This is a genomic window from Agrococcus sp. GW821-FHT14H11 (assembly GCF_058803545.1).
In genome coordinates, this window is sequence record NZ_JBXAPA010000003.1 from 67,951 (window position 1) to 92,346 (window position 24,396).

Annotated in this window: 22 protein-coding genes, 1 tRNA gene and 1 other RNA gene; 14 read left to right on the forward strand and 10 right to left on the reverse strand. The window is 73.2% G+C overall.

The window, feature by feature from the left end; translation table 11 throughout:
- Window positions 1-11: 11 nt before the first annotated feature.
- The 5 genes from AC1RNL_RS04260 to AC1RNL_RS04280 all read left to right on the forward strand — a co-directional run bounded on the left by AC1RNL_RS04260 (window position 12) and on the right by AC1RNL_RS04280 (window position 3,309).
- The gene (locus AC1RNL_RS04260; protein ID WP_400530495.1) at window positions 12-470 is read left to right on the forward strand and encodes a peroxiredoxin; all 459 of its coding nucleotides are present in this window, start codon (window positions 12-14) and stop codon (window positions 468-470) included.
- A gap of 17 nt (window positions 471-487) precedes the next feature.
- A tRNA-Val gene (locus AC1RNL_RS04265) sits at window positions 488-560 on the forward strand.
- Window positions 561-620: 60 nt separating this feature from the next.
- Window positions 621-1,466 carry a Nif3-like dinuclear metal center hexameric protein gene (locus AC1RNL_RS04270; RefSeq protein ID WP_492934545.1) on the forward strand — a complete coding sequence of 282 codons (846 nt, stop codon included), beginning with the start codon at window positions 621-623 and terminating at the stop codon, window positions 1,464-1,466.
- Window positions 1,457-2,197 (forward strand): zinc ribbon domain-containing protein, encoded by a 741-nt coding sequence (locus AC1RNL_RS04275; protein WP_492934546.1) that lies wholly within the window; start codon window positions 1,457-1,459, stop codon window positions 2,195-2,197. The genes AC1RNL_RS04270 and AC1RNL_RS04275 overlap by 10 nt, the downstream gene beginning before the upstream one ends.
- Window positions 2,198-2,220: 23 nt before the next feature.
- The gene (locus AC1RNL_RS04280; RefSeq protein ID WP_310124933.1) at window positions 2,221-3,309 is read left to right on the forward strand and encodes a hypothetical protein; all 1,089 of its coding nucleotides are present in this window, start codon (window positions 2,221-2,223) and stop codon (window positions 3,307-3,309) included.
- Here AC1RNL_RS04280 and AC1RNL_RS04285 read toward each other — a convergent pair.
- Window positions 3,299-4,642, reverse strand: a complete 1,344-nt coding sequence (locus AC1RNL_RS04285; RefSeq protein ID WP_492934547.1) for an MFS transporter — start codon at window positions 4,640-4,642, stop codon at window positions 3,299-3,301. The genes AC1RNL_RS04280 and AC1RNL_RS04285 overlap by 11 nt on opposite strands.
- A gap of 69 nt (window positions 4,643-4,711) precedes the next feature.
- On the opposite strand from AC1RNL_RS04285, the gene rnpB reads away from it, so the two are divergent.
- Window positions 4,712-5,083: RNase P RNA component class A (rnpB, locus tag AC1RNL_RS04290), an RNA gene on the forward strand.
- An 88-nt stretch (window positions 5,084-5,171) separates the two neighbouring features.
- Here rnpB and ppgK read toward each other — a convergent pair.
- Both ppgK and map read right to left on the reverse strand, forming a co-directional pair.
- Entirely contained in the window at window positions 5,172-5,927 is a 756-nt protein-coding gene (gene ppgK, locus AC1RNL_RS04295) for a polyphosphate--glucose phosphotransferase (RefSeq protein ID WP_492934548.1), read from the reverse strand.
- A gap of 25 nt (window positions 5,928-5,952) precedes the next feature.
- Entirely contained in the window at window positions 5,953-6,822 is an 870-nt protein-coding gene (gene map, locus AC1RNL_RS04300; protein WP_492934549.1) for a type I methionyl aminopeptidase, read from the reverse strand.
- Window positions 6,823-6,869: 47 nt separating this feature from the next.
- On the opposite strand from map, the gene AC1RNL_RS04305 reads away from it, so the two are divergent.
- Both AC1RNL_RS04305 and AC1RNL_RS04310 read left to right on the forward strand, forming a co-directional pair.
- Window positions 6,870-7,100 carry an SPOR domain-containing protein gene (locus AC1RNL_RS04305; protein ID WP_492934550.1) on the forward strand — a complete coding sequence of 77 codons (231 nt, stop codon included), beginning with the start codon at window positions 6,870-6,872 and terminating at the stop codon, window positions 7,098-7,100.
- Window positions 7,101-7,113: 13 nt separating this feature from the next.
- The gene (locus AC1RNL_RS04310; RefSeq protein ID WP_492934644.1) at window positions 7,114-7,296 is read left to right on the forward strand and encodes an AAA family ATPase; all 183 of its coding nucleotides are present in this window, start codon (window positions 7,114-7,116) and stop codon (window positions 7,294-7,296) included.
- An 89-nt stretch (window positions 7,297-7,385) separates the two neighbouring features.
- Here the strand turns inward: AC1RNL_RS04310 and AC1RNL_RS04315 are convergent, their stop codons facing one another.
- Both AC1RNL_RS04315 and panB read right to left on the reverse strand, forming a co-directional pair.
- Window positions 7,386-7,895 carry a DUF1697 domain-containing protein gene (locus AC1RNL_RS04315; RefSeq protein ID WP_128188670.1) on the reverse strand — a complete coding sequence of 170 codons (510 nt, stop codon included), beginning with the start codon at window positions 7,893-7,895 and terminating at the stop codon, window positions 7,386-7,388.
- 4 nt (window positions 7,896-7,899) lie between these two features.
- Window positions 7,900-8,760, reverse strand: a complete 861-nt coding sequence (gene panB / locus AC1RNL_RS04320; protein WP_128188671.1) for a 3-methyl-2-oxobutanoate hydroxymethyltransferase — start codon at window positions 8,758-8,760, stop codon at window positions 7,900-7,902.
- 68 nt (window positions 8,761-8,828) lie between these two features.
- Between panB and AC1RNL_RS04325 the strand changes: the two genes are divergently transcribed.
- The 3 genes from AC1RNL_RS04325 to AC1RNL_RS04335 are packed head-to-tail and all read left to right on the forward strand — an operon-like array spanning window position 8,829 to window position 13,326.
- Window positions 8,829-10,160 carry a glutamine synthetase family protein gene (locus AC1RNL_RS04325; RefSeq protein ID WP_128188672.1) on the forward strand — a complete coding sequence of 444 codons (1,332 nt, stop codon included), beginning with the start codon at window positions 8,829-8,831 and terminating at the stop codon, window positions 10,158-10,160.
- A 3-nt stretch (window positions 10,161-10,163) separates the two neighbouring features.
- The gene (locus tag AC1RNL_RS04330; RefSeq protein ID WP_492934551.1) at window positions 10,164-13,073 is read left to right on the forward strand and encodes a bifunctional [glutamine synthetase] adenylyltransferase/[glutamine synthetase]-adenylyl-L-tyrosine phosphorylase; all 2,910 of its coding nucleotides are present in this window, start codon (window positions 10,164-10,166) and stop codon (window positions 13,071-13,073) included.
- Between the two features lie 49 nt (window positions 13,074-13,122).
- On the forward strand, window positions 13,123-13,326 hold the full coding sequence (locus tag AC1RNL_RS04335; RefSeq protein WP_492934552.1) for a zinc-ribbon domain-containing protein: 204 nt from the start codon (window positions 13,123-13,125) through the stop codon (window positions 13,324-13,326).
- Window positions 13,327-13,387: 61 nt separating this feature from the next.
- Here AC1RNL_RS04335 and glnA read toward each other — a convergent pair whose 3' ends face one another.
- Together glnA and AC1RNL_RS04345 are read right to left on the reverse strand one after the other, a co-directional pair.
- On the reverse strand, window positions 13,388-14,812 hold the full coding sequence (gene glnA / locus AC1RNL_RS04340) for a type I glutamate--ammonia ligase (protein WP_128188675.1): 1,425 nt from the start codon (window positions 14,810-14,812) through the stop codon (window positions 13,388-13,390).
- A gap of 101 nt (window positions 14,813-14,913) precedes the next feature.
- Complete coding sequence (locus tag AC1RNL_RS04345) at window positions 14,914-15,603, reverse strand: DUF4191 domain-containing protein (protein WP_492934553.1); 690 nt, start codon at window positions 15,601-15,603, stop codon at window positions 14,914-14,916.
- Between the two features lie 94 nt (window positions 15,604-15,697).
- Here AC1RNL_RS04345 and AC1RNL_RS04350 point away from each other — a divergent pair, with 94 nt between their 5' ends.
- A complete protein-coding gene (locus AC1RNL_RS04350; RefSeq protein WP_492934554.1) occupies window positions 15,698-17,065 on the forward strand; it encodes a hypothetical protein in 1,368 nt (455 codons plus the stop codon).
- Here AC1RNL_RS04350 and sucB read toward each other — a convergent pair.
- The 3 genes from sucB to AC1RNL_RS04365 form a co-directional block, all read right to left on the reverse strand.
- The gene (gene sucB / locus AC1RNL_RS04355; RefSeq protein WP_492934555.1) at window positions 17,062-18,993 is read right to left on the reverse strand and encodes a 2-oxoglutarate dehydrogenase, E2 component, dihydrolipoamide succinyltransferase; all 1,932 of its coding nucleotides are present in this window, start codon (window positions 18,991-18,993) and stop codon (window positions 17,062-17,064) included. The genes AC1RNL_RS04350 and sucB overlap by 4 nt on opposite strands.
- A gap of 22 nt (window positions 18,994-19,015) precedes the next feature.
- Window positions 19,016-20,389, reverse strand: coding sequence for a dihydrolipoyl dehydrogenase (gene lpdA / locus AC1RNL_RS04360; protein WP_492934556.1), 1,374 nt, complete (start codon window positions 20,387-20,389; stop codon window positions 19,016-19,018).
- Window positions 20,390-20,493: 104 nt separating this feature from the next.
- Window positions 20,494-21,942 carry a leucyl aminopeptidase gene (locus AC1RNL_RS04365; protein ID WP_128190498.1) on the reverse strand — a complete coding sequence of 483 codons (1,449 nt, stop codon included), beginning with the start codon at window positions 21,940-21,942 and terminating at the stop codon, window positions 20,494-20,496.
- A gap of 62 nt (window positions 21,943-22,004) precedes the next feature.
- Here AC1RNL_RS04365 and AC1RNL_RS04370 point away from each other — a divergent pair, with 62 nt between their 5' ends.
- The gene (locus AC1RNL_RS04370) at window positions 22,005-22,925 is read left to right on the forward strand and encodes a PAC2 family protein (RefSeq protein ID WP_492934557.1); all 921 of its coding nucleotides are present in this window, start codon (window positions 22,005-22,007) and stop codon (window positions 22,923-22,925) included.
- Window positions 22,922-24,250 carry an MFS transporter gene (locus AC1RNL_RS04375; protein WP_492934558.1) on the forward strand — a complete coding sequence of 443 codons (1,329 nt, stop codon included), beginning with the start codon at window positions 22,922-22,924 and terminating at the stop codon, window positions 24,248-24,250. Before AC1RNL_RS04370 ends, AC1RNL_RS04375 begins: the two co-directional genes overlap by 4 nt.
- Window positions 24,251-24,396: the final 146 nt, after the last annotated feature.

Genomic DNA, 24,396 nt, shown 5'->3' on the forward strand with positions numbered 1-24,396 from the left:
GCATGGAGCGCATGGCACTCCAGATCGGCGACGAGGCTCCCGACTTCACGCTCACCGACCACACCGGCGAGGCCGTCACGCTCTCGGAGCTGCGCGGCAGGCCGGTCGTGCTCGTCTTCTACCCGCTCGCCTTCACCGGCCGCTGCACGGGCGAGCTCTGCTCGATCCGCGACGAGCTCGCCGACTTCACCGGCGCCGACGCCGAGGTGCTCGCGATCTCCGTCGACACGGCGGCGTCGCTCGCGGTCTTCGCCGAGCAGGAGGGCTTCGAGTTCCGCCTGCTGAGCGACTTCTGGCCGCACGGCGCCGTCGCGCAGGCGTACGGCGCGTTCCTCCCCGAGCGCGGCATCGCGACCCGCGCGACCTACGTCGTCGACCGCGACGGCCGCATCGCGGCGCACTTCCGGGTCAGCACCTCCGAGTCGCGCGACATGGATGCGTACCGGGATGCGCTCGCGCGGGTCGCGTGAGACGGTAGAGCACCCCGGAGCCTGTAGCTCAGCTGGCAGAGCGCCACGCTTACACCGTGGATGTCGGCGGTTCGATCCCGTCCAGGCTCACCGAGCGCAGTCCGGCCCGCCCGCCGGGCCGCGTCGGCGCATCCGCCCCGCGTCCCTAGGATGGAGCGCATGACGAGCGTCGCCGATGTCCAGCGCGCGGTCGAGTCGCTCTGGCCCGCCGCGACCGCCGAGGACTGGGACGCCGTGGGCCTCGTCGCGGGCGACCCCGTCGACGAGGTGCGGCGCGTGCTGCTGGCCGTCGACGCCGTCGAGGCGACCGCCGCCGAGGCGGTCGCGCGCGGCGCCGACCTGCTGCTCGTGCACCACCCGCTACTGCTGCGCGGCGCGACGAGCGTCGCCGCGACGACCCCGGCCGGGCGCGTCATCACGCGGCTCGTGCGCGAGCGGGTCGCGCTCCTCGCGGCCCACACGAACGCCGACGCCGTCGACCGCGGCACGAGCGGCGAGCTCGCCTCGATGCTCGGCCTGCAGGGCGCGACCCCCATCGTCGTGAACCGCGTCGACGACGCGAAGGGCCTCGGCCGCGTCGGCGACCTGCCCGAGCCGGTCGCGCTCGGTGACCTCGTGCGCACCCTCGCGGGCCTGCTCCCGCCGGTGGCCGGCGGCGTGCGAGCGGCGGGCGACCCGGCCCGCCGGGTGCGCCGCGTCGCCATCTGCGGCGGCGCCGGCGACTCGCTGCTGCGCGAGCGCGCGGTCGCGGACGCCGACGTCTACATCACGAGCGACCTGCGCCACCACCCCGCCTCCGACGCGCGCGAGCGGCACGCCGCCGGCGAGGGCCCCGCGCTCGTCGACGTCTCGCACTGGGCGAGCGAGTCGCTGTGGCTGCGGCCCGCCGCCGAGCAGCTGAGCGCCGCGCTCCCGGGCGTCGAGGTGGTCGTGAGCGAGACCAGGACTGACCCATGGGACTTCGCGGTCCCGCAGGAGGAGCACGCATGGCACTGAAGGCGACGAACGGCGACCAGCGGCTGCTGCTGACGCTGCAGGACGTGGACACCCGGATCATGCGGCTGCTGGCGAAGCGGCGCGCGCTGCCGCAGACCAAGCGCATCGAGGAGCTCGACGCGCAGCTCGCGGTGCTCGACCGGGCGGTGCTCGACCGGCTCGGCGCGCTCGACGACGCCTCGGCCGAGGTCCGCCGCATCGAGAGCGACGTGCAGCTCGTCGAGGCGCGCCTCGCGAAGGACCGCACGCGGCTCGAGACGGTGACCGACTCGAAGACGGCGACCGCGACCGAGCACGAGATCGTCACGCTCGAGCGCCGCCGCAGCACGCTCGAGGACCTCGAGCTCGAGGCCATGCAGGCGCAGGAGGACGCGGAGGCCGCGCTCGCCGCGGCGCGCGCCGAGGCCGGCGCCGCGCGCGCCGAGCGCGAGCGGCTCGCCGCGGAGCGCGACGAGCAGGCCGCGGGCATCGAGGCGGAGCTCGCCGAGGCGCGGGCCGAGCGCGACGAGCGGGCGGCCCCCGTGCCGGCCGACCTGCTGGCGCTGTACGAGCGCCAGCGCGAGCGCTACGGCATCGGCGCGACCCTGCTGCAGCGGCGCACGTCGGTGGCCTCCGGCGTCGAGCTCACGGCCTCCGAGCTGCACCAGATCCGGCAGGCGCCCGACGACGAGGTCATCCTCGACCCCAACTCCTCCGCCATCCTCGTCCGCACGGAGGAGAGCGGCATCTAGCCGCTCCAGCGGGGATGGTCGCGATGCGGGTCGTGGACGTCGCCGATCGGGCGGCCTTCGACGCCTTCGTGCGGCTGGGCCTCGACACCCACGGCGGGCGGGCGGTGCCGCTGCGCGAGCGCCGCCTGCGCGACTGGTTCCGCGGCACCTCCTCGCATCCGCATCCGGTCTCGCTCCTCCTCGCGCTCGACGGCGAGCGGCCCGTCGGCCGCGCGGTCGTGCATCGCGACGACCGGCTCGACGCGCGCCTCGGCACGCGCGCGCAGGTGTTCGGCGCCATCGCCGCGACCGACGCGCCCGTCCTGCACGCGCTGCTCGACGAGGCCGATCGGCGCGCGCGCGCGAGCGGCGCGTCGGAGCTGTTCGGTCCGGCGCAGCTGCTGCCCGCCCAGTCCGGGGGCGCGGTGACGGGGGCGTTCGAGGAGCGCGGGTTCCTGGATGCGCCGTGGAACCCCGCGTGGGTGCCCGAGGCGCTCGAGGAGCGCGGGATGCGCCGCTGGTACGAGGCCGACACCTGGATCGTCGACGTGGTCGACGAGGAGGGGCCGAGCGACGCCGAGCTCGACGCGGCCGGGATCCGCATCGACGAGGTGACGCGCGTGGGGCTCGCGCAGGGCATGCGCGCCCTGCTGCCGCTGCTGAACGACTCCTTCGCGCAGCTGCCGTACTTCACGCCGCTCAGCAAGGCCGAGCTCGATGAGTGGACGGCCGGCATGTGGCTGCTGCACGAGGAGGGGCTGTTCCTCATCGCCCGCGACGAGGACGAGGTGCCCGTCGCCTTCGTGCTCGCGGTGCTCGACGCGAGCCCCCTGCTGCAGCGCTCCGGCGGCCGGCTCGGCCCGAGCGAGGCGTGGGCGCTCGTCGCGCGCCGGCGCGAGCTGCGGCGGGAGGCGGTGCTCGTGGTGCAGGGCGCGCGGCACGACGCGCAGGGCAGGGGCATCGTGACGCTCCTGAGCCGGCGCCTGCACGCGAACCTCGCCGAGCTCGGCTGCGCGACGCTCCGCTCGACGCAGGTCGGCCGGCTCAACCTCGGCTCCGCGCGGCAGTTCGCGCGCTTCGGCGGTCGGCCGCTCCACTCGACGGCCTACTACCGGGCGCCGGTCAGCGGCTGAGCGGCGCCGGCTCCCGCTGCCCGACCGAGCCGAGGTCGATGCCCTTCGTCTCCGGCATGAGCCAGACGGCGACCGCCGACGCGAGGGCGACGAGCACGAAGTAGAGGATGAAGACCCACTGCAGCCCGGCGCCGAACAGCCACTGGTTGAGGTAGAGCGCGCTGCCGCCGAAGACCGCCACCGACAGCGACATGGCGATGCCGATGCCCTTCGCACGGTAGCGGGTCGGGAACTGCTCGGCGAGCAGCGCCGAGTAGATCGAGTTGCCCATCGCGACCAACGCGAGCGCGATCGACTGCGCGACGAGCAGCGTCCACGGCTCCGACGAGATGAGCCCCATGAGCGGGAAGCTCAGCACCACGAACCCGAGCGAGAAGCCCAGCGCCACCGGCCGCCGGCCGATCCGGTCGCTCAGCCAGCCCATGAGCGGCATGAGGCACACGCAGAGCAGCTGCGCGGCGAACGACGACGCGAGGGCGGCGGATGCGTCCATGCCGTGCTGCAGGGTCGCGAGCGACGAGGCCGCGGTCAGCCAGGTGTAGAAGACGAGCGAGATCGCGCCGACGAACCAGAAGACGCGGAACGACGCCCACAGGATCGCGCGGCGGGCAGCGGGGTCGAGGGGCGCCTCGGCGACGGGCTCGCTCCGCAGCTCCTCCTCGAACTGCTCGGTCTCCATCATCGTGCGGCGCAGCACGAGCACGACGATCGCCAGCACCGCTCCGATCCCGAACGGCACGCGCCAGCCCCACTCGGTCATCGCATCCGTGCCGAGCCCGGTCGTGAGGCCCCAGCCGAGCGCGCTCGCGAGCATCGAGCCGACGAGCACGCCCATCGCGAGCGTCGACGACCACAGGCCGCGGCGCTCCGCAGGCGCGATCTCGGCGATGTAGGTGTAGCCGGCGGTCGACTCGGCGCCGTGGGCGACGCCCTGGGCGAGCCGGGCGACGAGCAGCAGCACGGAGGCGAGCACGCCCACCGACTCGAAGGTGGGCAGCACGGCGATGAGCAGCGACGCGCCGCTCATCGTGAGCATCGTCGAGATCATCACCCAGCGGCGCCCGAAGCGGTCGGCGAGGTAGCCGGCGAGCACGCCGCCGAGCGGCCGGAAGACGAAGCCGACGCCGAAGATCGCGAAGGTCATGAGCAGCGCCGAGCCCGGGTCCTGCCGGTCGAACAGGTTCGTGGTGAGGTAGGCCGTGAAGACGACGTAGATGTTCCAGTCGAACCACTCCAGGCCGTTGCCCACCGCGGAGGCGAGCATCGAGCGGCGGCGGAGCCGTGCGGAGGCCGGAGCGACGGGGACGGCGGCGGGAGCGGCGGGAGCAGTCACTCGCTCGATGGTAGTTGCACCGAGACCAGAAACTGCACGCGTCCCGCGCGGTACCCTGGGGGCAGCGAATCGGTCGGCCAGGCGGCCGCGTCGCGGCGGTGGCCTCCGGGCCCCTGCCGCGCCGAGGAACGTCCGGGCTCCGCAGAGCAGGGCGGTGGATAACGTCCACCCGGGGGAACCCGCGAGAAAGTGCAACAGAGAGCAGGTCCACCTGCCGGGGTCTCGATCCCGGCAGGCCAGGAGTGAAACGGTGGGGCAAGAGCCCACCAGCGTCGCGTGCGAGCGCGGCGGCTAGGCAAACCTCGCCCGGAGCAAGACCAGACAGCGGATCACGGGGCTGCTCGTCCCATCCGCGGGTAGGTCGCTAGAGGGCTGCAGCGATGCATCCCCGAGAGAGATGGCCGTCCACGACAGAACCCGGCGTATCGGCCGGCCGGTTCGCCCTCGTCCGTCGAGCTTCCCCGAGCGCCGGGATCCCCCTCCGGGAACCCGCGATGCGGGGAAGCTCGACGTCGGCGGGCTCCGGGCGTCAGACGCCGCGCGCGAGCGCCGCGGCGCCGATGATGCCCGCGTTGTTGCGCAGCATCGCCGGCACGATCGGGGTGTCGAGGTGCAGCAGCGGCAGGAACATCTCCGAGGACTTCGAGACGCCGCCGCCGACGACGAACAGGTCGGGCGAGAAGATGAACTCGAGGTGGCTGTAGTAGCGCTGCAGGCGCACGGCCCACGCCTCCCAGCTGAGGCCCTCGGTCTCGCGCGCTCGGTTCGACGCGCGAGTCTCGGCGTCGTGGCCGTCGAGCTCGAGGTGCCCGAGCTCGGCGTTCGGGATGAGCACGCCGTCGTAGATGAGCGCACCGCCGATGCCGGTGCCGAGCGTCGTCATGATCACGAGGCCCGACGCATCCTTCGCCGCGCCGTAGTGGTCCTCGGCGAACCCGGCGGCGTCGGCGTCGTTGACGAAGTGGATGTCGCGGCCCAGCGCCTGCTCGAACAGCCGCTCCGCCTCGAGCCCGATCCACGCCTTCGAGACGTTCGCGGCGCTCATCGTGCGGCCGTGGCGCACGATCGCGGGGAAGGTCACGCCGATGGGCGTGTCGGCCTCGACCTCGAGACGCCCCACGAGCTCGACCACCGCGTCGCGGATGTCGTCGGGCTCGCCGCCGACCGGCGTCGGCACCTTGACCCGGTCGCTCAGCAGCGTGCCCTCCGCCACGTCGACGAGGGCTGCCTTCACGCCGGTGCCGCCGATGTCGACGCCGACTGCCATGTGCTTGGACTTGGTCACGGCGACGATCCTGCCACGGATCGGATCACGCCGATGGCAGGGTGAGGATCTCGGCGCCCGTCTCGCGCACCACGATCGTGTGCTCGAACTGCGCGGTGATCGAGCGGTCCTTCGTGACGACGGTCCAGCCGTCGTCCCAGCCCTCCCACTCGTGCGTGCCGAGGGTGAGCATCGGCTCGATGGTGAACACCATGCCGGGCACGATCTCGGTGTCGTACCGGTCGGTGTCGTAGTGGGGGATGATGAGGCCCGAGTGGAACGACGTGCCCACGCCGTGGCCCGTGAAGTCGCGCACCACGCCGTAGCCGAAGCGCTTCGCGTACATCTCGATCGCGCGGCCGATCACGTTGACGCGGCGGCCGGGCATCGCGGCGCGGATGCCGCGGCGGAGCGCCTCCTCCGTGCGCTCGACGAGCCGCGCGACCTCGTCCGAGGCCTCGCCGACGACGAAGGTGCGGTTCGAGTCGCCGTGGACGCCGTCCTTGAACGCGGTGATGTCGATGTTCACGATGTCGCCGGCCTCGAGCACCGTGTCGTCGGGGATGCCGTGGCAGATGACCTCGTTGACGCTCGAGCACACCGACTTCGGGTAGCCGCGGTAGCCGAGCGTGGAGGGGTAGGCGCCGTGCCGGGTGACCCAGTCGTGGCCGATCGCGTCGAGCTCGTCGGTCGTGATGCCGGGCCGCACGGCCTGGCCGACGGCGGCGATCGCGTCGGCGGCGATCGTGCCGGCCGCGCGGATGCGGTCGATCGTCGCCTCGTCGTAGACGTCGCCCCCGACGTGCTTCGCGGGCGCCGGCCGCCCGACGTACTCGGGCCGGGCGATGGATGCGTCGACCCGGCGCTCGGGGCCGATGCGGCCGGGGATGAGGTGACCTCCAGCGTCCTTCGGCATAGTGTCCATCCTAGGCAGACGGTTCCATCCCACCCGAGGAGGACGGCATGGCGGAGTACTGGTACAACCTCGAGACGGGCGTCGTCGAGGAGGGCATGGTCTCTCCCGGCTACGACCGGGCAGGGCCCTTCTCCTCCCGCGAGGAGGCCGCGCGGGCGCCCGAGATCATCGCGCAGCGCTCGCGCGAGTGGGCCGCGGAGGACGCCTCCGACGACTCGTGGGGCGAGGGCTCCGAGGGCGGCGCCGAGGCCGCGGAGGACGACCCGGCGCAGCGCTGACGCCGTGGCCCTCGTGCACCTGCTCGTCGGGCTGAACGGCGCCGGCAAGAGCACGCTCGCGCGATCGATCGCGAACCGTGACGGCGCGGTGCGCCTCAGTCTCGATGCCTCGATGCGGCAGCTCCACCCCGCCGGGCGACGCAGACGTGGAAGGCATGCGCGTGGTGGTCCACGGCTGAGCGCTCGATCGGGCTGAGCGCCTCCTCGAGCGGCATGGGCGGCCGACGGCCCGCTCAGCCCGATCGAGCGGGCGGCGTCATCGCGCGGTGACCGCCCGATCGCTGCTCAGGCCGCCGCGAGCACCTTCCGCAGCGTGCGGAGGTTGCGGGTCGTCACGCGGTCCTTCGCGGTGCGCTCGAGCGCCTTGGCGAACGGGCTCGTGAGCGTCGTGCCCTTCGGGTTCGACCAGTAGACGACCCCGGCGCCGGCCGCGATCGCCTCCCCCTCGCCGGCTTCGAGCGCGGCGAGCTCCCGTGCGACGCCCGGCTCGAGCTCGAGCACCACGTAGGGCGTGTGCGCGTCGTCCTCCGCGTGCGGGTAGGCGTCGACGATGCGCTGGAGCGCTGCCGTCGGCAGCCCCAGCACCCGGATGCGCCTGCCGTACCGCGCCTCGAGGGCGCGCTCGGCCGCCTCGGCCGCCGCCGGCGCATCCGTCGCCGTCACGACCGCGTTGCCGCTCGCGAGCACCGTGCGCACCGCGCCGAGGCCGGCCGCCTCGAGCACGGCGCGGAGGTCTGCCGAGCGCACCGAGACCCCGCCGACGTTCACGCCGCGCAGCAGCAGGGCGACGCGCACGTCGCTACTCGTACTCGTGCTCGGGCGCCGGGTACTCGCCCGACGAGACGTCCTCGCGGAAGGCGTTCGCGGCGTCCTCGAGCGTCTGCGCGAGCTGCGCGTACTGCTTGACGAAGCGGGGGATGCGGCCGGTCGTGAGCCCGGCCCAGTCGGTCCAGACGAGCAGCTGCCCGTCGCAGTGCGGGCCCGCGCCGACCGAGATCGTCGGGATCGTGAGCGCCTCGGTGACGGCTCGCGCCGCCTCGGAGGGCACCATCTCGAGCACGACGGCGAAGGCGCCCGCCTCCTCGACGGCCCGCGCGTCGCGCAGCAGCTGCGCCGCGCCGCGGTCGCCTCGGCCCTGGATCACGTGGCCGCCGAGCCCGTGCTCCGACTGCGGCGTGAAGCCGATGTGCGCCATCACGGGGATGCCGGCCTCGACGATGTGGCGGATCTGCTCGGCCGAGCGCTCGCCGCCCTCGAGCTTCACGGCATGCGCGCCCGTCTCCTTCATGAAGCGGATCGCGGTGTGCACCGCCTCGCGCGGGTTGGTCTCGTACGAGCCGAACGGCAGGTCGGCGATCACGAGCGCCCGCTTCGCGCCGCGCGCGACCGCGCGGGTGAGGGGGATGAGCTCGTCGACGGTCACGGGCAGCGTGGTGTCGTAGCCGAAGACGGTGTTGCCGGCGGAGTCGCCCACGAGCAGGAAGTCGATGCCGGCGCGGTCGAAGATGCCCGCTGTGAGGTGGTCGTAGCTCGTGAGCCCGGTGATCTTCACGCCGTCGCGCTTCGCCTGCTGGAAGTGCCGGATGCGCACGCGCTTCGGCCCTGCCGAGCCGCCGCCGTAGGGGGCTGCCTGCTCCTGTGCGCTGTCGCTCGCTGCCATGCCCCGAGCCTAACCGCACGCCCGGCCGCGACCACTAGCCTGAGGGGAGGTCAACAGGGGGGACGCGGATGGACAAGCAGCGGGACTTCGTGCTTCGCACGATCGAGGAGCGCGGCGTGAAGTTCGTGCGGCTGTGGTTCACGGATGTGCTCGGCACGCTGAAGTCCGTCGCGATCGCGCCCGCCGAGGTCGAGGGCGCCTTCACCGAGGGCCTCGGCATCGACGGCTCGTCGATCGAGGGGCTCTCGCGCTCCTCCGAGGCCGACGTCATCGCGAAGGCCGACCCGTCGACGTTCCAGATCCTGCCGTGGCGCGGCGAGATCGACCCGACCGCGCGCATGTTCTGCGACATCTCGACGCCCGACGGCCAGCCCGCCGCCGCCGACCCGCGGCACGTGCTGAAGCGCACGCTCGCGAAAGCCGCCGACCGCGGCTTCAGCTTCTACACGCACCCCGAGTGCGAGTTCTACCTGCTGAAGTCGGCCGATGTCGCGCACCCCGAGCCCGTCGACCGCGCCGGCTACTTCGACAACGTGCCCGGCGGCACCGCCCACGACTTCCGCCGCGCGAGCGTGCGCATGCTCGAGGACATCGGCATCTCGGTCGAGTTCAGCCACCACGAGGCGGGGCCCGGCCAGAACGAGATCGACCTGCGCTACGCCGACGCGCTCTCGACCGCCGACAACATCATGACCTTCCGCACCGTGGTGAAGGAGGTCGCGATGCAGGAGGGCGTGTACGCGACCTTCATGCCGAAGCCGTTCGAGGGGCAGCCCGGCAGCGGCATGCACACGCACATGTCGCTCTTCGAGGGGGAGCGCAACGCGTTCCACGACCCGGCGGGCGAGTACCGGCTGTCGAAGGTCGGCCGCCAGTTCATGGCGGGCCTGCTGCACCACGCGCCCGAGATCACCGCCGTCACGAACCAGTTCGTCAACTCCTACAAGCGCATGTGGTCGGGCGACGAGGCCCCCAGCTACGTCAGCTGGGGCCACAACAACCGCTCGGCGCTCGTGCGCGTGCCGCTGTCGAAGCCGAACAAGGCGCAGTCGGCGCGCGTCGAGTACCGCGGCCTCGACTCCGCGGCGAACCCGTACCTCGCGTTCTCGGTGCTGCTGGCCGCGGGCCTCAAGGGCATCGAGGAGGGCTACGAGCTGCCCGACGAGGCGATCGAGGACATCTGGCAGCTCTCCGACCGCGAGCGGAAGGCGCTCGGCTACAAGCCGCTGCCCGCGAGCCTCGACCGCGCCATCGGCGCGATGGAGGAGTCGGAGCTCGTCGCCGAGACGCTCGGCGAGCAGGTCTTCTCGTTCTTCGTGCGCAACAAGCGCGAGGACTGGCAGCGGTACCGCGCGCAGGTGACCCGGGTCGAGCTCGAGTCGAACCTGCTCTCCCTGTAGCGCATGCGCGTCCCCTCGCCGCGGACCCGCCTGGCGCAGCTGGGCTTCCGCGAGCCGAGCCGCGCCGAGGCGTGCCTCGACGAGCTGCCGGAGGGCCTCACGGGCCTCGTCGACGAGTGCTCGCGCGCCGCCGACCCCGACACGGCCCTGCAGATGCTCGTGCGCCTCGTGCGGGCCGGGATCGATCTGTCCGGCGCCACGGGCGACGAGGCGTCGCGCGCGTCGCTCATGCGGGTGCTCGGCGGCTCGCTCGGCATCGCCGAGCACCTCGAGCGGCACGCCGAGGACCTCGACGTCGCCGCTCGCCCGTCGGCGCCCGCGGGCGCCGACGACTACCGCCGGAGCCTGCTCGAGGCCGTCGACGCGGCCGACGGCGTCGCGCGCACGCCGAAGGACGCCGCCGTCGCCGCGATGCGCGGCCGCTACCGCCGCCACCTCACCGAGCTCGTCGCGTGGGACCTCGGGCTGCCCGACCCGGTCGAGCACGTCGAGCGGGTGTCGACCGCGCTCGCCGACCTGGCCTCCGCGGCGCTCGAGGCGGGGCTCGCGATCGCCCGCGCCGCCGCCCGGGAGCGCTTCGGCGAGCAGGCCGACGGGGTGCGGCTCGCGGTCATCGGCATGGGCAAGACCGGTGCGCGCGAGCTCAACTACCTGAGCGACGTCGACGTCATCTGGGTGCACGAGGCCGACGGCGTCGACGACCCCGCCGCGACCCAGATCGCCACGCTCCTCGCGCGCGAGACCGCCGCGGCGTGCGCGCAGTTCCAGTCGGCGCCGCCGCTGTGGGAGGTCGACGCGAACCTCCGCCCCGAGGGCAAGGACGGCGCCCTCACCCGCACGCTCGCGTCGCACGTCGCCTACTACGAGCGGTGGGCGAAGTCGTGGGAGTTCCAAGCGCTGCTCAAGGCGCGCGCGGTCGCCGGCGACCGGCAGCTGGGCGCCGCCTACGAGGAGGCGGTGCGCGCGAAGGTGTGGGAGTCGTCGGGCCGCGAGGGGTTCGTCGAGTCGGTGCAGCGCATGCGCGAGCGCGTCACCGAGCACATCCCCGCCGACGAGGCGCCCCGGCAGCTGAAGCTCGGCCCCGGGGGCCTGCGCGACATCGAGTTCACCGTGCAGCTGCTGCAGCTCGTGCACGGCGCCGACGACGAGAGCCTCCGCCAGCGCGGCACGCTCGAGGCGCTCGACGCGCTGGCCGCGCGCGGCATCATCGGGCGCGCCGACCGCGACGAGTTCGGCGCCCACTACCGGTTCCTGCGCGTGCTCGAGCACCGCATCCAGTTCTGGCGCATGCGTCGCACGCACCTCATGCCCGTCGAGCAGGACGAGCTGCGGCGGCTCGCGCGCACGGCTGGGCTGGCGGATGCGTCGGCGCTCGACGAGCGGTGGCAGGCGGTCCGGCGCGCGGTGCGCACGCTGCACGAGCGGCTGTTCTACCGGCCGCTGCTCGGCGCGGTCGCGTCGCTCGCGCACGACGACGTGCGGCTCACGCCCGAGCACGCCGCGCGGCGCCTGCGCGCCTCCGGCTACGTCGACGCGAAGGGCGCGCTCGGGCACATCGCCGAGCTCACCGGCGGCGTCAGCCGGCGCGCGCAGATCCAGCGGCTGCTGCTGCCGGTGCTGCTCGGCTGGTTCGCCGAGGGCGTCGATCCCGACATGGGCCTGCTGTCGTTCCGGCGGCTGAGCGAGGCACTGGGGGAGAGCCCCTGGTTCCTGCGCATGCTGCGCGACTCGCCCGTCGCCGCGCGGCGCCTCACGCGGCTCCTCTCCTCGTCGAAGCTCATCGGCGCGCTCATGGAGCGCATCCCCGAGGCCGCATCGTGGCTCGACGACGACGACCAGCTGCGGCCGCGTTCCGAGGAGGCGCTGCGCGACGAGGCCGCCGCCGTGCTCGCCCGCCACGCCGGCGACGCCGACGCGCTGCGGCAGGCGCTGCGCACGCTGCGCCGGCGCGAGCACCTGCGCGTCGCGATGGCGAGCGCGCTGCAGCGCATCGACGAGTCGGCGGTCGGCGCGGCCCTCACCGGCATCGCCGCGGCCCTCGTCGACGCGGCCATCGCGCTCCACCGGCCCGAGGGCCTCCGGCTCGCGACGATCACCATGGGGCGCACGGGCGGCCGCGAGATCGGCTTCGGCAGCGACATCGACGTCATGCACGTCGTGCGCGGCGAGGGCGACCCGGTCGCAGCCGCGACCGCCGTCATCCGCCGCGTGCAGGAGACGCTCGCCGACCCGACGCTGCCCTTCGAGATGGATGCGGGGCTGCGGCCGGAGGGCCGTCAGGGCCCGCTCGTGCGCACGCTCGAGAGCTACCGCGCCTACTACGAGCGCTGGTCGGAGCCGTGGGAGGCGCAGGCGCTGCTGCGGGCGCGCCCCTTCGCCGGCGACGCCGAGCTCGCCGGCGAGCTCATGGCCGTCATCGACGAGCGCCGCTACCCGGCCGACTTCCCGGCGTCGTCGGTGCGCGAGGTGCGCCGCATCAAGGCGCGCGTCGAGGCCGAGCGGCTGCCGAGGGGCGCCGACCGGCGCCGGCACCTGAAGCTCGGCGACGGCTCGCTGAGCGACGTGGAGTGGCTCGTGCAGCTGCTGCAGCTGCGGCACGCCGGCCATGAGGAGAACCTGCGCACGACGTCGACGCTCGAGGCGCTCGCCGCGGCGGCGCGCGCCGACCTGGTCGGTGACCGCGACGCCGAGACCCTGCGGGCCGCGTGGAGCCTGGCCACGCGCATCCGGAACGCCCTCGCGCTCGCGCGCGCCCGCTCGACCGACCTGCTGCCGGTCGACCGCGACGAGCTCGAGGCGGTCGCGCGCCTGATCGGCATGCCCGCCCACTCCGCGCAGGCGCTCGAGGAGGAGTACCTCGCGACGACGCGCCGCGCGCGGCGGGTCTTCGACCGCCTGTTCTACGAGGACTGATCCACCGCTCGCGCGGCCGGCGTCGAGGAGCGGCGCCTATCCTGGCGCGATGCTCTTCATCTTCGGCTTCGGCGGCAAGCAGCGCGACCTCGGCCCGGGCGCGACGCGCACGTGCCCGCGCTGCGGCAACACGACCGTCTGGTCGCGGGTGCAGACGTTCCAGCAGTTCACGCTGTTCTTCATCCCCATCGCCCGCTGGCGCCGCCGCGAGCTCGAGGTGTGCGGCGTCTGCGGCGAGGCAGTCGCGCTCTGAGCGCATAGAGGGGCCGGGTCCCCCCAAGGAACCCGGCCCCCGTCAGTGCGCCGTGGTGGCGTCAGACCCCGTAGTAGAGCTCGAACTCGAACGGGTGCGGACGCTGCGCCATCGGCAGGATCTCGTGCTCGCGCTTGTACGCGATCCAGGTGTCGATCAGGTCCTTCGTGAACACGTTGCCCTCGAGGAGGAACTCGTGGTCCTGCTCGAGCGCGACGAGCGCCTCCTCGAGCGTGCCGGGCACCTGGGGGATGTCCTTGGCCTCCTCGGGCGGCAGCTCGTAGAGGTCCTTGTCGACCGGCTCGTGCGGCTCGATGCGGTTCTTGATGCCGTCGAGGCCGGCCATCATCTGCGCAGCGAACGCGAGGTACGGGTTCGACGCGGCGTCGGGGGCGCGGAACTCGATGCGCTTCGCCTTCGGGTTCGAGCCGGTGATGGGGATGCGGATGGCCGCCGAGCGGTTGCCGGCCGAGTAGACCAGGTTGACCGGCGCCTCGAAGCCCTTGACGAGGCGGTGGTACGAGTTGATCGACGGGTTCGTGAACGCGAGGACCGCCGGCGCGTGCGCGAGCAGGCCGCCGATGTACCAGCGGGCGACGTCGGAGAGGTTGCCGTAGCCGTTCTCGTCGAAGAAGAGCGGCTTGCCGTCGAGCCACAGCGACTGGTGCGTGTGCATGCCCGAGCCGTTGTCGCCGAAGAGCGGCTTCGGCATGAACGTCGCCGTCTTGCCCCACTCCTCGGCCGTGTTCTTCACGATGTACTTGAAGGCGAGGATCTCGTCGGCCGCCTTCACCATCGTGTTGAAGCGGTAGTTGATCTCGGCCTGGCCGCCGGTGCCGACCTCGTGGTGGCTGCGCTCGACCTGCAGGCCGATCGCCTCGAGCTTCAGCACGATGTCGTCGCGCAGGTCGGCCTGCTTGTCGACCGGCGAGACGGGGAAGTAGCCGCCCTTGTACGGGGTCTTGTTGGCGAGGTTGCCGCCCTCCTCGACGCGACCGGTGTTCCAGGCGCCCTCCTCGGAGTCGACCGAGAAGAACGACTGGTTCTGCGTCACCGAGTAGCGCACGTCGTCGAAGATGTAGAACTCCGCCTCGGGCGCGAAGAACGCGGTGTCGGCGATGCCGGTCGAGGCGAGGTACTGCTCCGCCTTGTGCGCGACCTGGCGCGGGTCGCGGTGGTAGATCTCGCCCGTGCGCGGGTTGTAGATGTCGAAGATCATCACGAGCGTCTTGTGCTCGCGGAAGGGGTCGACGTACGCGGTCGTCACGTCCGGGATGAGCTGCATGTCGGACTCGTGGATGTTCGCGAAGCCGCGGATCGACGAGCCGTCGAACAGCTGGCCGACCGTGAAGAACTCCTCGTCGACCGTCGACGCGGGGATGTTGAAGTGCTGCTGCACGCCCGGCAGGTCGGTGAAGCGGATGTCGAGGAACTTCACCTCCTCGTCCTTGATGTAGGCGAGGACCTCGGAGGAATCCTTGAACATGATGCTCCTGACTTGCGGTTGGGGGTGGGCGAATGCCGTGCCTTCGACGCTACGCAGGAGCCGTTGCACGCCGGTGACGCCGATGTTTCGGCGGTGTTACGTCAGCGGGGGCGGCCGGGCCGCACCCTGCGCGGGTCGATGCCCTTCGGGATGGGCAGGTTCGCCTGGCCGAGCGACGTGAGCCGGTTCGCGACCGCCATCACCTCGGCGCGCGACAGCGTGCGCTTCAGGCGGCGCATCGAGCGCGTCAGGCGGCGCAGCGGCGTGGCCGAGTCGGGGCCGATCTCGACGACGTGGATCGGCACGTTCGGCACGATCCGCTTGACCTTGCGCTGCTCGTCGGTGAGCAGGCGGGCGACGCGCTCGCGCGGCCCCTCCGCGATGAGCACGACGCCGGGCTTGCCGACGGCGCGGTAGATCGCGTCCTGCGTGCGCGGGTTCACGGCGACGGGCATCTCGCTCGTCGTCCAGTTGCCGCGCAGGCCGTTCTTCAGCACGGCGCCGACGGCGCCCGGGCGGCCCTCGATCTGCGCGAACGCGATCTTCTCGGCCCGCCAGGTGAGCACCATCATCATCAGCATCAGGCCGATGAGCACGCCGGAGATGATCCAGAGCACGAAGAACAGCGGGTCCTGGCGCAGCACGATCGCGAGCACCGTGACGAGCGCGATCGGGCCCAGCAGCGCCAGCAGCATCAGCGGCAGCGCGGCCCGGTCGTTCCTGCGGGTCATCTGGAAGATCGACCACATCGTCTTGAGCCTGCCGGGCTCCTTCTCGCTGTCGCGTGCCATGCCGTCCAGGATACCGGCGCGGGAGCGGCCCGCTCTCCACAGGCGGTCGCGCGCAGACCCCGGCGCCGCGCGCCCCGGTGGCATGGTCGCCGCCGTGGACGACGAGGGAGCGACGGGGCCGGCGACGATCGCCGGGCTGCAGCTGGTGCGGGCGCTGCGGCACGACGGCGAGCGCGAGGCGTGGGTGGCGGCGGATGCGTCGGGCTCGGCGGTCGAGGTGCATCGCAGCCGGGCGGGTGCCGACGACGCGCTCGCCAGGGAGGCCGACGCTGTGCTGGCCGCCGCGCATCCGCACCTCGTGCCCATCCTCGACGTCGCGACCGACGGGGGAGCCGTGGTCATCCGCCCCCTGCTGCCGCGCGACCTGGCCGCCTGGCTCCTGCAGCGCGGTGCACCGGCGCCCGGCGAGGCGGTGACGGCGCTCGCGCCGGTCGCGGCCGCGCTGGCCGCGCTGCACGCGGTCGGCGCCGCCGTCGACGGGTTCGGCGCGCAGGACGTGCGGCTCGATCCCGACGGCGCCCCGCTCCTGCTCGCGGCGGGCGCGCGGGTCGAGACGGCGAGGCCGACCGAGGCGTGGCGCGACGCGAGCCCCGCGGTCGCCGCGGACGTCGACGCGTGGCGGCGCCTCGCGGCGACCGTCGTCGAGGCGGCCGGCGCCGCGCTGCCGGCGGCGGTCGAGACCGCCCTCGAGCGGCGCGACCTCGCCGCCGCGGGCGACGCGCTGCTCGCGGCCTGGCCCGGGCTGCCGCTCGCGCTCGACCCGCCGCCGGCGCGCGGCGAGGCCGAGCATCGCGCCGGAGCGCGCGGCGGACAGAGGCACGGAGCCGGGCTGCGCCGCCGCGACCGCGCGGGCGGCGTCGACGCGCTCTGGTCGCGGGCCGCGCTGCTGCTCGACCGCGCGGCGGCGCGGGGCGGCCCGCTGCTCGAGCGCGCACGCGGGGCTGCTGGCTCGGTGCGCCCGAGGTTCTGGGCGATCGCGGGCGCGAGCGCCGTCGCCGGCGCGATCGCGCTCGGGCTCGCGCTGCCGGCGGGCTCGGCCGGCGCAGACGCCCCGTCCGACGATGCCCCTGCCGCGACCGCGCCGACCGCGCCCGCGAGCACCGCGCCGACCGATCCGACTCGCGCGCCCGACGCCTCCCATGCCGCCGATGCAGCAGCGGGCGCCGTGACTGCGGATCCGCTCGCGGGAGCGGCTGCCCTGCTCGCCGAGCGGGAGGCGTGCCTCGACGTCGGCGACGCCGCGTGCCTCGTCGGCCTGCACGAGCCCGACAGCCCGCAGCTCGTCGCCGATGAGCCGTGGCGGATGCCCGACGACGGGCGCCTCGAGGTCGTGCAGCAGCTGGGCGACGCGTGGCTGTTGCGGGTGGTCTCCGAGACGGCACCGGCCTCGGTGCTCGCGATGAGCACCGAGGCCGGTTGGGTGCTGCGCGACGCGTGGTCGGCGCAGCCGGGGTCTGGCTAGACCTCGAAGGCGCCCTCCTCGAGCCGGGCCTTGACCTGGCCGAGGTAGCGGGCCGCGTCGGCGCCGTCGATGATGCGGTGGTCGTACGACAGGGCGAGGAAGACCATCGAGCGGACCGCGATCGAGTCCTGGCCGTCGACCTGCACGACCACGGGGCGCTTCACGACCGTGCCGACGCCGAGGATGGCGCGCTGCGGCTGGAACACGACCGGGGTGTCGAACAGCGCGCCGCGCGAGCCCGTGTTCGTCAGCGTGAACGTGCCGCCGGCGAGCTCGTCGGGGCTCAGCTTGTTGTCGCGGGTGCGCTGCGCGAGGTCGGCGATCTCGGCCGTCAGCTCGCGGATGCTCTTCGAGCCCGCGTCGCGGATGACCGGGGTCAGCAGGCCCCGCTCGGTGTCGACCGCCATCGAGAGGTTCTCGGTGTCGGGGTAGGTGATCTGCTCGCCGTCGTCCGTGGCGTTGATCAGCGGGTGCGACTTGAGCGCCTCGACCGCCGCCTGCGTGAAGAACGGCAGGAACGTGAGCTTCTGCCCGGTCTCCTCCTGGAAGGCCGCCTTCTTGGCGTCGCGGAGCTTCGCGACCTTCGTCACGTCGACCTCGACCACGGTGGTGAGCTGGGCGAGCGTCTGCATCGACTCGACCGCGCGCTTCGCCACGACCTTGCGCAGCCGCGACATCGGCGCCGTGGTGCCGCGCAGCGGCGACACCTCGACTTCGGCGGCGGATGCCGCGGGGGCCTCGGCCGCGGCCGGTGCCTCGGCGGGCTTCGCCTCGGCGGCGGCCAGCACGTCCTCCTTGCGGATGCGCCCGCCCACGCCGGAGCCGGTCAGGCTCGCCAGGTCGACGCCGCGCTCGTTCGCCAGCTTGCGCACGATGGGCGTGACGTACGGCGAGCCGGAGGAGCTCGGCGCCGGTGCTGCCGGTGCCGGTGCTGCCGGTGCCGGTGCTGCCGGTGCTGCGGCGGCCGGAGCCGCGGGTGCGGGGGCTGCCGGGGCCGGCGCTGCCGGTGCCTTTGGCGCGGCGGGCTGCGCGGGCGCTGCCTTCGGCTCCTCGGCCTTCGGCTCCGCCTTGGGCTCCTCGGCCTTCGGTGCCTCGGCCTCGGGAGCCTTGGCGGGCTCGGGCTGCTCGGTGGAGGGCTCAGCGGGCTCGGCCTGCGGGGCCGGTGCTGCGTCCTGCGCCTGCGCGGAGCCGTCGGCGTCGGCCGGCGGCTCGTCGGTCTTCGGCTCGTCGGCCGGCGCGGCAGCCGCTCCGCCCACGCGGGCGATGACGGCGCCGACGTCGACGGTGTCGTCCTCGTCGGCGAGCAGCTCGGTGATGGTGCCGGCGACGGGCGAGGGCACCTCGGTGTCGACCTTGTCGGTCGAGACCTCGACGATGGGCTCGTCGACCGCGACCTCGTCGCCCACGGCCTTGAGCCAGCGGGTGATCGTGCCCTCGGTGACGCTCTCGCCGAGCGCGGGGAGCGTGATGTCGGTGCCGCCGCCGGCGGCGGGCTTCGCCTCGGCCGCGGGCGCCTGCTGCGGGGCCTCCTCCGCCTGCTCCGCCTCCTGCGAGGGCGACTCCTGCGCCTCGGCGGCCGACTCCTCGTCGGCCTCCTGGTCCGCCTCGGGATCGGTGCCCTCGGTGGCGGTCTCGGCGGCGGGCTCCTCGGCCGGTGCCTCCTCGGCGGGGGCCTCCTCGGCCGGTGCGTCGCCCGCGTCGCCGACGCGCGCGATGACCGCGCCCACCTCGACGGTGTCGTCCTCGTCGGCCAGGATCTCGGTGATGGTGCCGGCGACGGGCGAGGGCACCTCGGTGTCGACCTTGTCGGTCGAGACCTCGACGATGGGCTCGTCGACCGCGACCTCGTCGCCCACGGCCTTGAGCCAGCGGGTGATCGTGCCCTCGGTGACGCTCTCGCCGAGGGCGGGAAGCTGGATGTCAGTCATGCGGTGATCTCCTGTGGCTCGATCAGATGGCGTGGAGGGGCGTGCCGGCGAGCTTCAGCATCGTCTCGCCGAGGGACTCGTGCTGCGTCGGGTGCGCGTGGATCAGCTGCGAGACATCCTCCGGGTACGCCTCCCAGTTGACGATCAGCTGCGCCTCACCGATCAGCTCGCCGACGCGGCGGCCGATCATGTGCACGCCGACGACAGGGCCGTCCTTCACGCGCACCGCCTTCACGCTGCCCGTCGTGCCGACGATCTCGCTCTTGGCGTTGCCGCCCAGCGAGTACTCGTAGCTCTCGACCTTGTCGTCGCCGAACTCCTCCTTGGCCTTCGCCTCGGTGTAGCCGATGGACGCGACCTCGGGGTCGGAGTAGGTGACCTTCGGGATGTTGCGGTCGTCGACGAGCCGCGGCGACAGGCCCGCGATCTCCTCGGCGACGAAGATGCCCTGCTGGTAGCCGCGGTGCGCGAGCTGCAGGCCCGGGACGATGTCGCCGACGGCGTAGACGCCGGGCACGGAGGTCTGCAGGCGCTCGTCGACCGTGACGAAGCCGCGGTCGAGCTGCACGCCGACCTCCTCGTAGCCGAGGCCGGCCGTGACGGGGCCGCGGCCGACGGCGACGAGCAGCAGGTCGGCGTCGATCGTCTCGCCGCTCTCGAGCGAGACGTGCACGCCCGAGTCGTCCTGCGTGACGCCCGAGAAGCGCGCGCCGACCTTGAACTGGATGCCGCGCTTCTTGTAGGCGCGCTCGAACTGCTTCGAGACCGACTCCTCCTCGTTCGGGACGAGGTGGGGGAGCCCCTCGATGATCGTCACCTCGACGCCGAAGGAGCGCCAGACGCTGGCGAACTCGACGCCGATCACGCCGCCGCCGAGGATCGCCGCGCGCTGCGGGATCCAGTCGAGCTGCAGCGCCTGCTCGCTCGTGATGACGTTGCCGGTGATCTCGAGGCCCGGGAGCGTCTTCGGGTAGGAGCCCGTCGCGAGCACGATGCTCGCGCCGGTGAGGGTCTGGTCGCCGACCTGGACGGTCGTGGGGGAGGTGAGCTTGCCCTCGCCCTCGAACACCGGGATGCCCTTGGCCTTGATGAGGCCCTGCAGGCCCTTGAACTTCTTGGAGACGATGCCCTCGCGGAACGCGGTCACGCGCTGGATGTCGATGCCCTTGAGCTCCGCGTCGACGCCCGCCTCCTCGGAGTCGCGCACGACGTCGGCGACCTCGGCCGAGTGCAGCATCGCCTTCGTGGGCACGCAGCCCTTGTGCAGGCAGGTGCCGCCGAGCTTGTCCTTCTCGACGATCGCGACGGTCTTGCCGAGCTGCACGGCGCGCAGCGCCACGGCGTAGCCCGCGCTGCCTCCGCCCAGGACGACGATGTCAAAGCTCTGATCGGACACGCACTCGCTCCTTATGATCCTTCGTCGCCGCGCCGGTGGGCGCGGCGGTGCAGGGCTGTTCTTGCCCGTGCCAGCCTAGTCGGAAGCACCTCGGAGTTCGTCGATCACTCGGCCGAGCGCGACATCTTCGACAGCATGCGCAGCAGTCCGCGCACGGTCACGCCCGTCGCGCCCACCGGGGTGAACCCGAAGGCGGAGCCGGTGTTGGTCGAGGGGCCGGCGATGTCGAGGTGCGCCCACGGGATGCGCGCGCCGTCGCGCTCGCCGATGAACTCGGCGAGGAAGGCTGCCGCCAGCAGCATGCCGCCGGCGCGGTTGCCGACCTTGGCGTTCGCGAGGTCGGCGACCTCCGAGTCGAGCATCGGCAGCATCTCCTCGGGGATGGGCATGGGCCACAGCTGCTCGCCCACCTCGCGGCCCGCGCGCACGACGGCGTCGACGAACGCGTCGTCGTTGCCCATCACGCCGCTGACGCGGTTGCCGAGCGCGATCTGCTGCGCGCCGGTGAGCGTCGCGACGTCGATGATCGCGTCGGGCATCGCCTCGCTCGCGAGCACGAGCCCGTCGGCCATCACGAGGCGCCCCTCGGCGTCGGTGTTCGTGACCTCGACCGTGGTGCCGCCGCGCATGGTGATCACGTCGTCGGGGCGCGTCGACGTCGACGAGACGAGGTTCTCGGCGAGGCACAGGTGCGCGGTGATGCGGATGGGCAGCTGGAGCGCCGCCGCGGCGACGACGACGGCGTGCACCGTCGCGGCGCCGGTCATGTCGTACTTCATGTGCTGCATCGACGCGGCGGGCTTCAGCGAGAGGCCGCCGGAGTCGAAGGTGATGCCCTTGCCGACGAGCACGACGTGGCGGGTGGCGTTCTCGGGCGCGTGCTCGATCGTCACGAGCCGCGGCGGGCGGCTCGAGCCCTGGCCGACGGCGAGGATGCCGCCGAAGCCCTCGCGCCGGAGGCGCTCCTCGTCGCGCACCACGACGCTCAGGCCCGCGGCCTCGCCCTCGGCGACCACGCGGTCGGCGAACTCGACGGGGCTCAGGAGGTTGGGCGGCGTGTTGGCGAGGTCGCGCGTCGTCCACACCGCCTGCGATGCGGCCTGCGCCATGGCGACGACCGTCTCGGTCACCTCGGCCTCGCCGGCGACCACGGCGATCTCGAGCACGCCGGGCCGCTGGTCGCGCTTGAGCCCGGTGTAGCGGTACGCGCCGAGCGCCGCGCCCTCGAGCACCGCGAGCACGTCGTCGGTCGTCGTCACCGGGAGCGCGAGCGCGAGCGACGGCACGTCGCGGAGCGCGCGCACCGCGGCGCCGGCGACCTCGCGCAGCCGTGCCGACGAGAGGTCGTCGCCGAGGCCGACGAAGGCGACGGCACGGCCGTCGACGACGGCTCGGGTCACCTGCTCCCGCTTGCCGGTGATGCCCAGGCCCGAGAGCAGCTCGGGGTCGAAGCCCTGGGCGGCGGGCTCGTCGCCGGCGGTGACGCCGTGCACGGTGAGCTCGGCGGTGGCGTCTTCGGGGCGGGCGATGATCGAGAGCGCGGGGATGGGCATGGGTCACGAGGATACCGGCGACGTCGGGCTCCCCGTCCGCCGCCCATCACTAGGCTGGAGCCGTGTTCGAACCGCACGAGCTGACACTGGCCCTCGAGGACCTCGAGACGGTGCCGCGCGGGCTCGACCTCGTGATCGCGATCCACGGCTTCGTCGACGCCGGCGCCGCGGCCGAGGCCGCCGCCGCCGCGATCCTCGACACCCTCCCGCACCGAGGCATCGTCGAGTTCGACACCGACCTCCTCATCGACCACCGCTCGCGCCGGCCGCGGATGCTCTTCAACGAGGACCACATCGAGGAGTACCTGCCGCACACGCTCACGGTGCTGCTCGTCGAGGACGACGCGGGGGCGCCCTTCCTGCTGCTGACGGGCCCGGAGCCCGACTGGATGTGGGAGCGCTTCACCGACGCCCTGCTCGAGCTGCTCGAGCACCTCGAGGTGGCGTCGACGACGATCATCACCTCGATCGGCATGCCCGTGCCGCACACGCGCCCGCTCGTCTCGACGGTCTCGGGCAACCGCACGGAGCTGATCGAGCAGTACTCGGCCTGGCGCCCCGTCTCGTCGGTGCCCGCGTCGGTCATCCATCGGATCGAGCACCGCCTGCAGGGCTCGGCTCCCGTGGCGACCTTCACCGTGCTCGTGCCGCACTACGTGGGGGAGTCCGGCTCGGCCGGGCCCGCGCTCGCCGCGCTCGAGGGGGTGACGAGCGCGACCTCGCTCGCCTTCCGCACCGAGGAGCTGCGCACCGCCGACCGCGAGTTCCAGCAGCTCGTCGCGCAGCAGATGGAGACGAACGAGGAGCTGCAGCGCGTCGTGCGCACCCTCGAGGCCCGCTACGACGCGTTCATGGCGCAGACGTCGGTGCGCTCACCGCTCACCGACGAGGACGGCTCGCTGCCGAGCGCCGACGACATCGCCGAGGAGCTCGAGCGCTACCTGCAGGAGCGCCGGCGGCCGGGACCGGATCCGCTGGCATGAACAGCGCCCGCTCCTGGCTGGTCTGGGGAGTCGGCGCGATCGCCTACATGATGGCGATCCTGCACCGCTCGTCGCTCGGCGTGGCCGGCCCCGCCGCCGCGGAGCGCTTCGAGGTGGCCGCGACCCTGCTCGCGACGCTCGGCGCGGTGCAGGTGGGCGTCTACGCCGCGATGCAGGTGCCCGTCGGCGTGCTGCTCGACCGCTTCGGGCCGCGCGTGCTCATCGCCTCCGGCGCCGCGATCATGGTCGGCGGCCAGGCGATGGTGGCCCTCGCTGAGGGCCTGCCGCTCGCGATCGCGGGCCGCGTGCTGCTCGGCATCGGCGACGCTGCCACCTTCATCTCGGTCATCCGGCTGCAGTCGGGGTGGTTCCGCGGGCCGATCGTCGCGCAGATGTCGCAGTGGACCGCCACGACCGGGCAGGTCGGGCAGCTCATGTCGGCGATCCCGTTCGTGTGGCTGCTCAACGAGATCGGCTGGCGGCTCTCGTTCGGCACCCTCGCGGTCGCGGGTGCCGTCATCCTCGTGCTCGTGCTGCTCGTGGTGTTCGACGCGCCGCGCGGCGGGGCGCCGGCGACCGGCTCGATCGACGTCCCCGAGGGCTGGTGGCCGCGGCTGCAGGCGGCGTTCCGCCAGCCCGGCACGCGGCTCGGCTTCTGGACGCACTTCTCGCTGCTCGCCTCGACGAACGTCTTCCTGCTGCTGTGGGGCTTCCCGATGCTCGTCGACGGGCTCGGCTACTCGCAGCCGGACGCGGCTCGGCTCATGACGATCGTGGTGGTCACCGGCATGGTCGTCGGGCCGATCGTCGGCATCGCGACGGCGCGCTTCCCGCTCCGCCGATCGACGCTCGTGCTGTGCATCGTCGGCATCGTCGCGCTCACGTGGGCCGTCGTGCTCGTGTGGCCCGGGCATCCGCCCACCTGGCTCGTCGTCGTGCTCGTCGTCGTGCTCGGCATCGCCGGCCCGGGCTCGACCGTCGGCTTCGACTTCGCGCGCACCTTCAACCCGCTGCGCGTGCTCGGCTCGGCCAACGGCGTCGTCAACATCGGCGGGTTCCTCGCGTCGTTCGCGATCATGCCGGCGGTCGGCATCATCCTCGACGTCGTGCACTCGGTGCGCACGGCAGCGGGGGAGCAGGTCGGGCTCTACGACTGGGACGCGTTCCGCATCGCGCTCTCGTCGCAGTTCGTCGTGCTCGCGCTCGGCTTCGCGATGGTGGTGCGGATGCGCCGCATCACGCGCTCGAGGCTGCGCGAGGAGGGCATCGAGGTCGCGCCCGTGTGGCAGGCGATCGCCCGCCGGATGCGCCGTCGCGGGCACTGAGGCGGCGCTCCCGGCACTCGGGGAATGCGCATGCCACATGCAGCGCTATACTGTCAAGACCGACCCAGTCGAGACCGGCGCCCGCCGCCGGACTTGACATGGGTCATTCGACTGCCCTCAGTCCGGATCGCGCACGATCCACGACG

Excerpts from the sequence above, each read along its gene's own strand:
- AC1RNL_RS04260 (WP_400530495.1), top strand. The coding sequence starts at position 12 with ATGGCACTCCAGATCGGCGACGAGGCTCCCGACTTCACGCTCACCGAC.
- AC1RNL_RS04270 (WP_492934545.1), top strand. The coding sequence starts at position 621 with ATGGAGCGCATGACGAGCGTCGCCGATGTCCAGCGCGCGGTCGAGTCG.
- AC1RNL_RS04275 (WP_492934546.1), top strand. The coding sequence starts at position 1,457 with ATGGCACTGAAGGCGACGAACGGCGACCAGCGGCTGCTGCTGACGCTG.
- AC1RNL_RS04280 (WP_310124933.1), top strand. The coding sequence starts at position 2,221 with ATGCGGGTCGTGGACGTCGCCGATCGGGCGGCCTTCGACGCCTTCGTG.
- map (WP_492934549.1), bottom strand. The coding sequence starts at position 6,822 with ATGCCGAAGGACGCTGGAGGTCACCTCATCCCCGGCCGCATCGGCCCC.
- AC1RNL_RS04305 (WP_492934550.1), top strand. The coding sequence starts at position 6,870 with ATGGCGGAGTACTGGTACAACCTCGAGACGGGCGTCGTCGAGGAGGGC.
- panB (WP_128188671.1), bottom strand. The coding sequence starts at position 8,760 with ATGGCAGCGAGCGACAGCGCACAGGAGCAGGCAGCCCCCTACGGCGGC.
- AC1RNL_RS04325 (WP_128188672.1), top strand. The coding sequence starts at position 8,829 with ATGGACAAGCAGCGGGACTTCGTGCTTCGCACGATCGAGGAGCGCGGC.
- AC1RNL_RS04330 (WP_492934551.1), top strand. The coding sequence starts at position 10,164 with ATGCGCGTCCCCTCGCCGCGGACCCGCCTGGCGCAGCTGGGCTTCCGC.
- AC1RNL_RS04335 (WP_492934552.1), top strand. The coding sequence starts at position 13,123 with ATGCTCTTCATCTTCGGCTTCGGCGGCAAGCAGCGCGACCTCGGCCCG.
- glnA (WP_128188675.1), bottom strand. The coding sequence starts at position 14,812 with ATGTTCAAGGATTCCTCCGAGGTCCTCGCCTACATCAAGGACGAGGAG.
- AC1RNL_RS04345 (WP_492934553.1), bottom strand. The coding sequence starts at position 15,603 with ATGGCACGCGACAGCGAGAAGGAGCCCGGCAGGCTCAAGACGATGTGG.
- sucB (WP_492934555.1), bottom strand. The coding sequence starts at position 18,993 with ATGACTGACATCCAGCTTCCCGCCCTCGGCGAGAGCGTCACCGAGGGC.
- AC1RNL_RS04365 (WP_128190498.1), bottom strand. The coding sequence starts at position 21,942 with ATGCCCATCCCCGCGCTCTCGATCATCGCCCGCCCCGAAGACGCCACC.
- AC1RNL_RS04375 (WP_492934558.1), top strand. The coding sequence starts at position 22,922 with ATGAACAGCGCCCGCTCCTGGCTGGTCTGGGGAGTCGGCGCGATCGCC.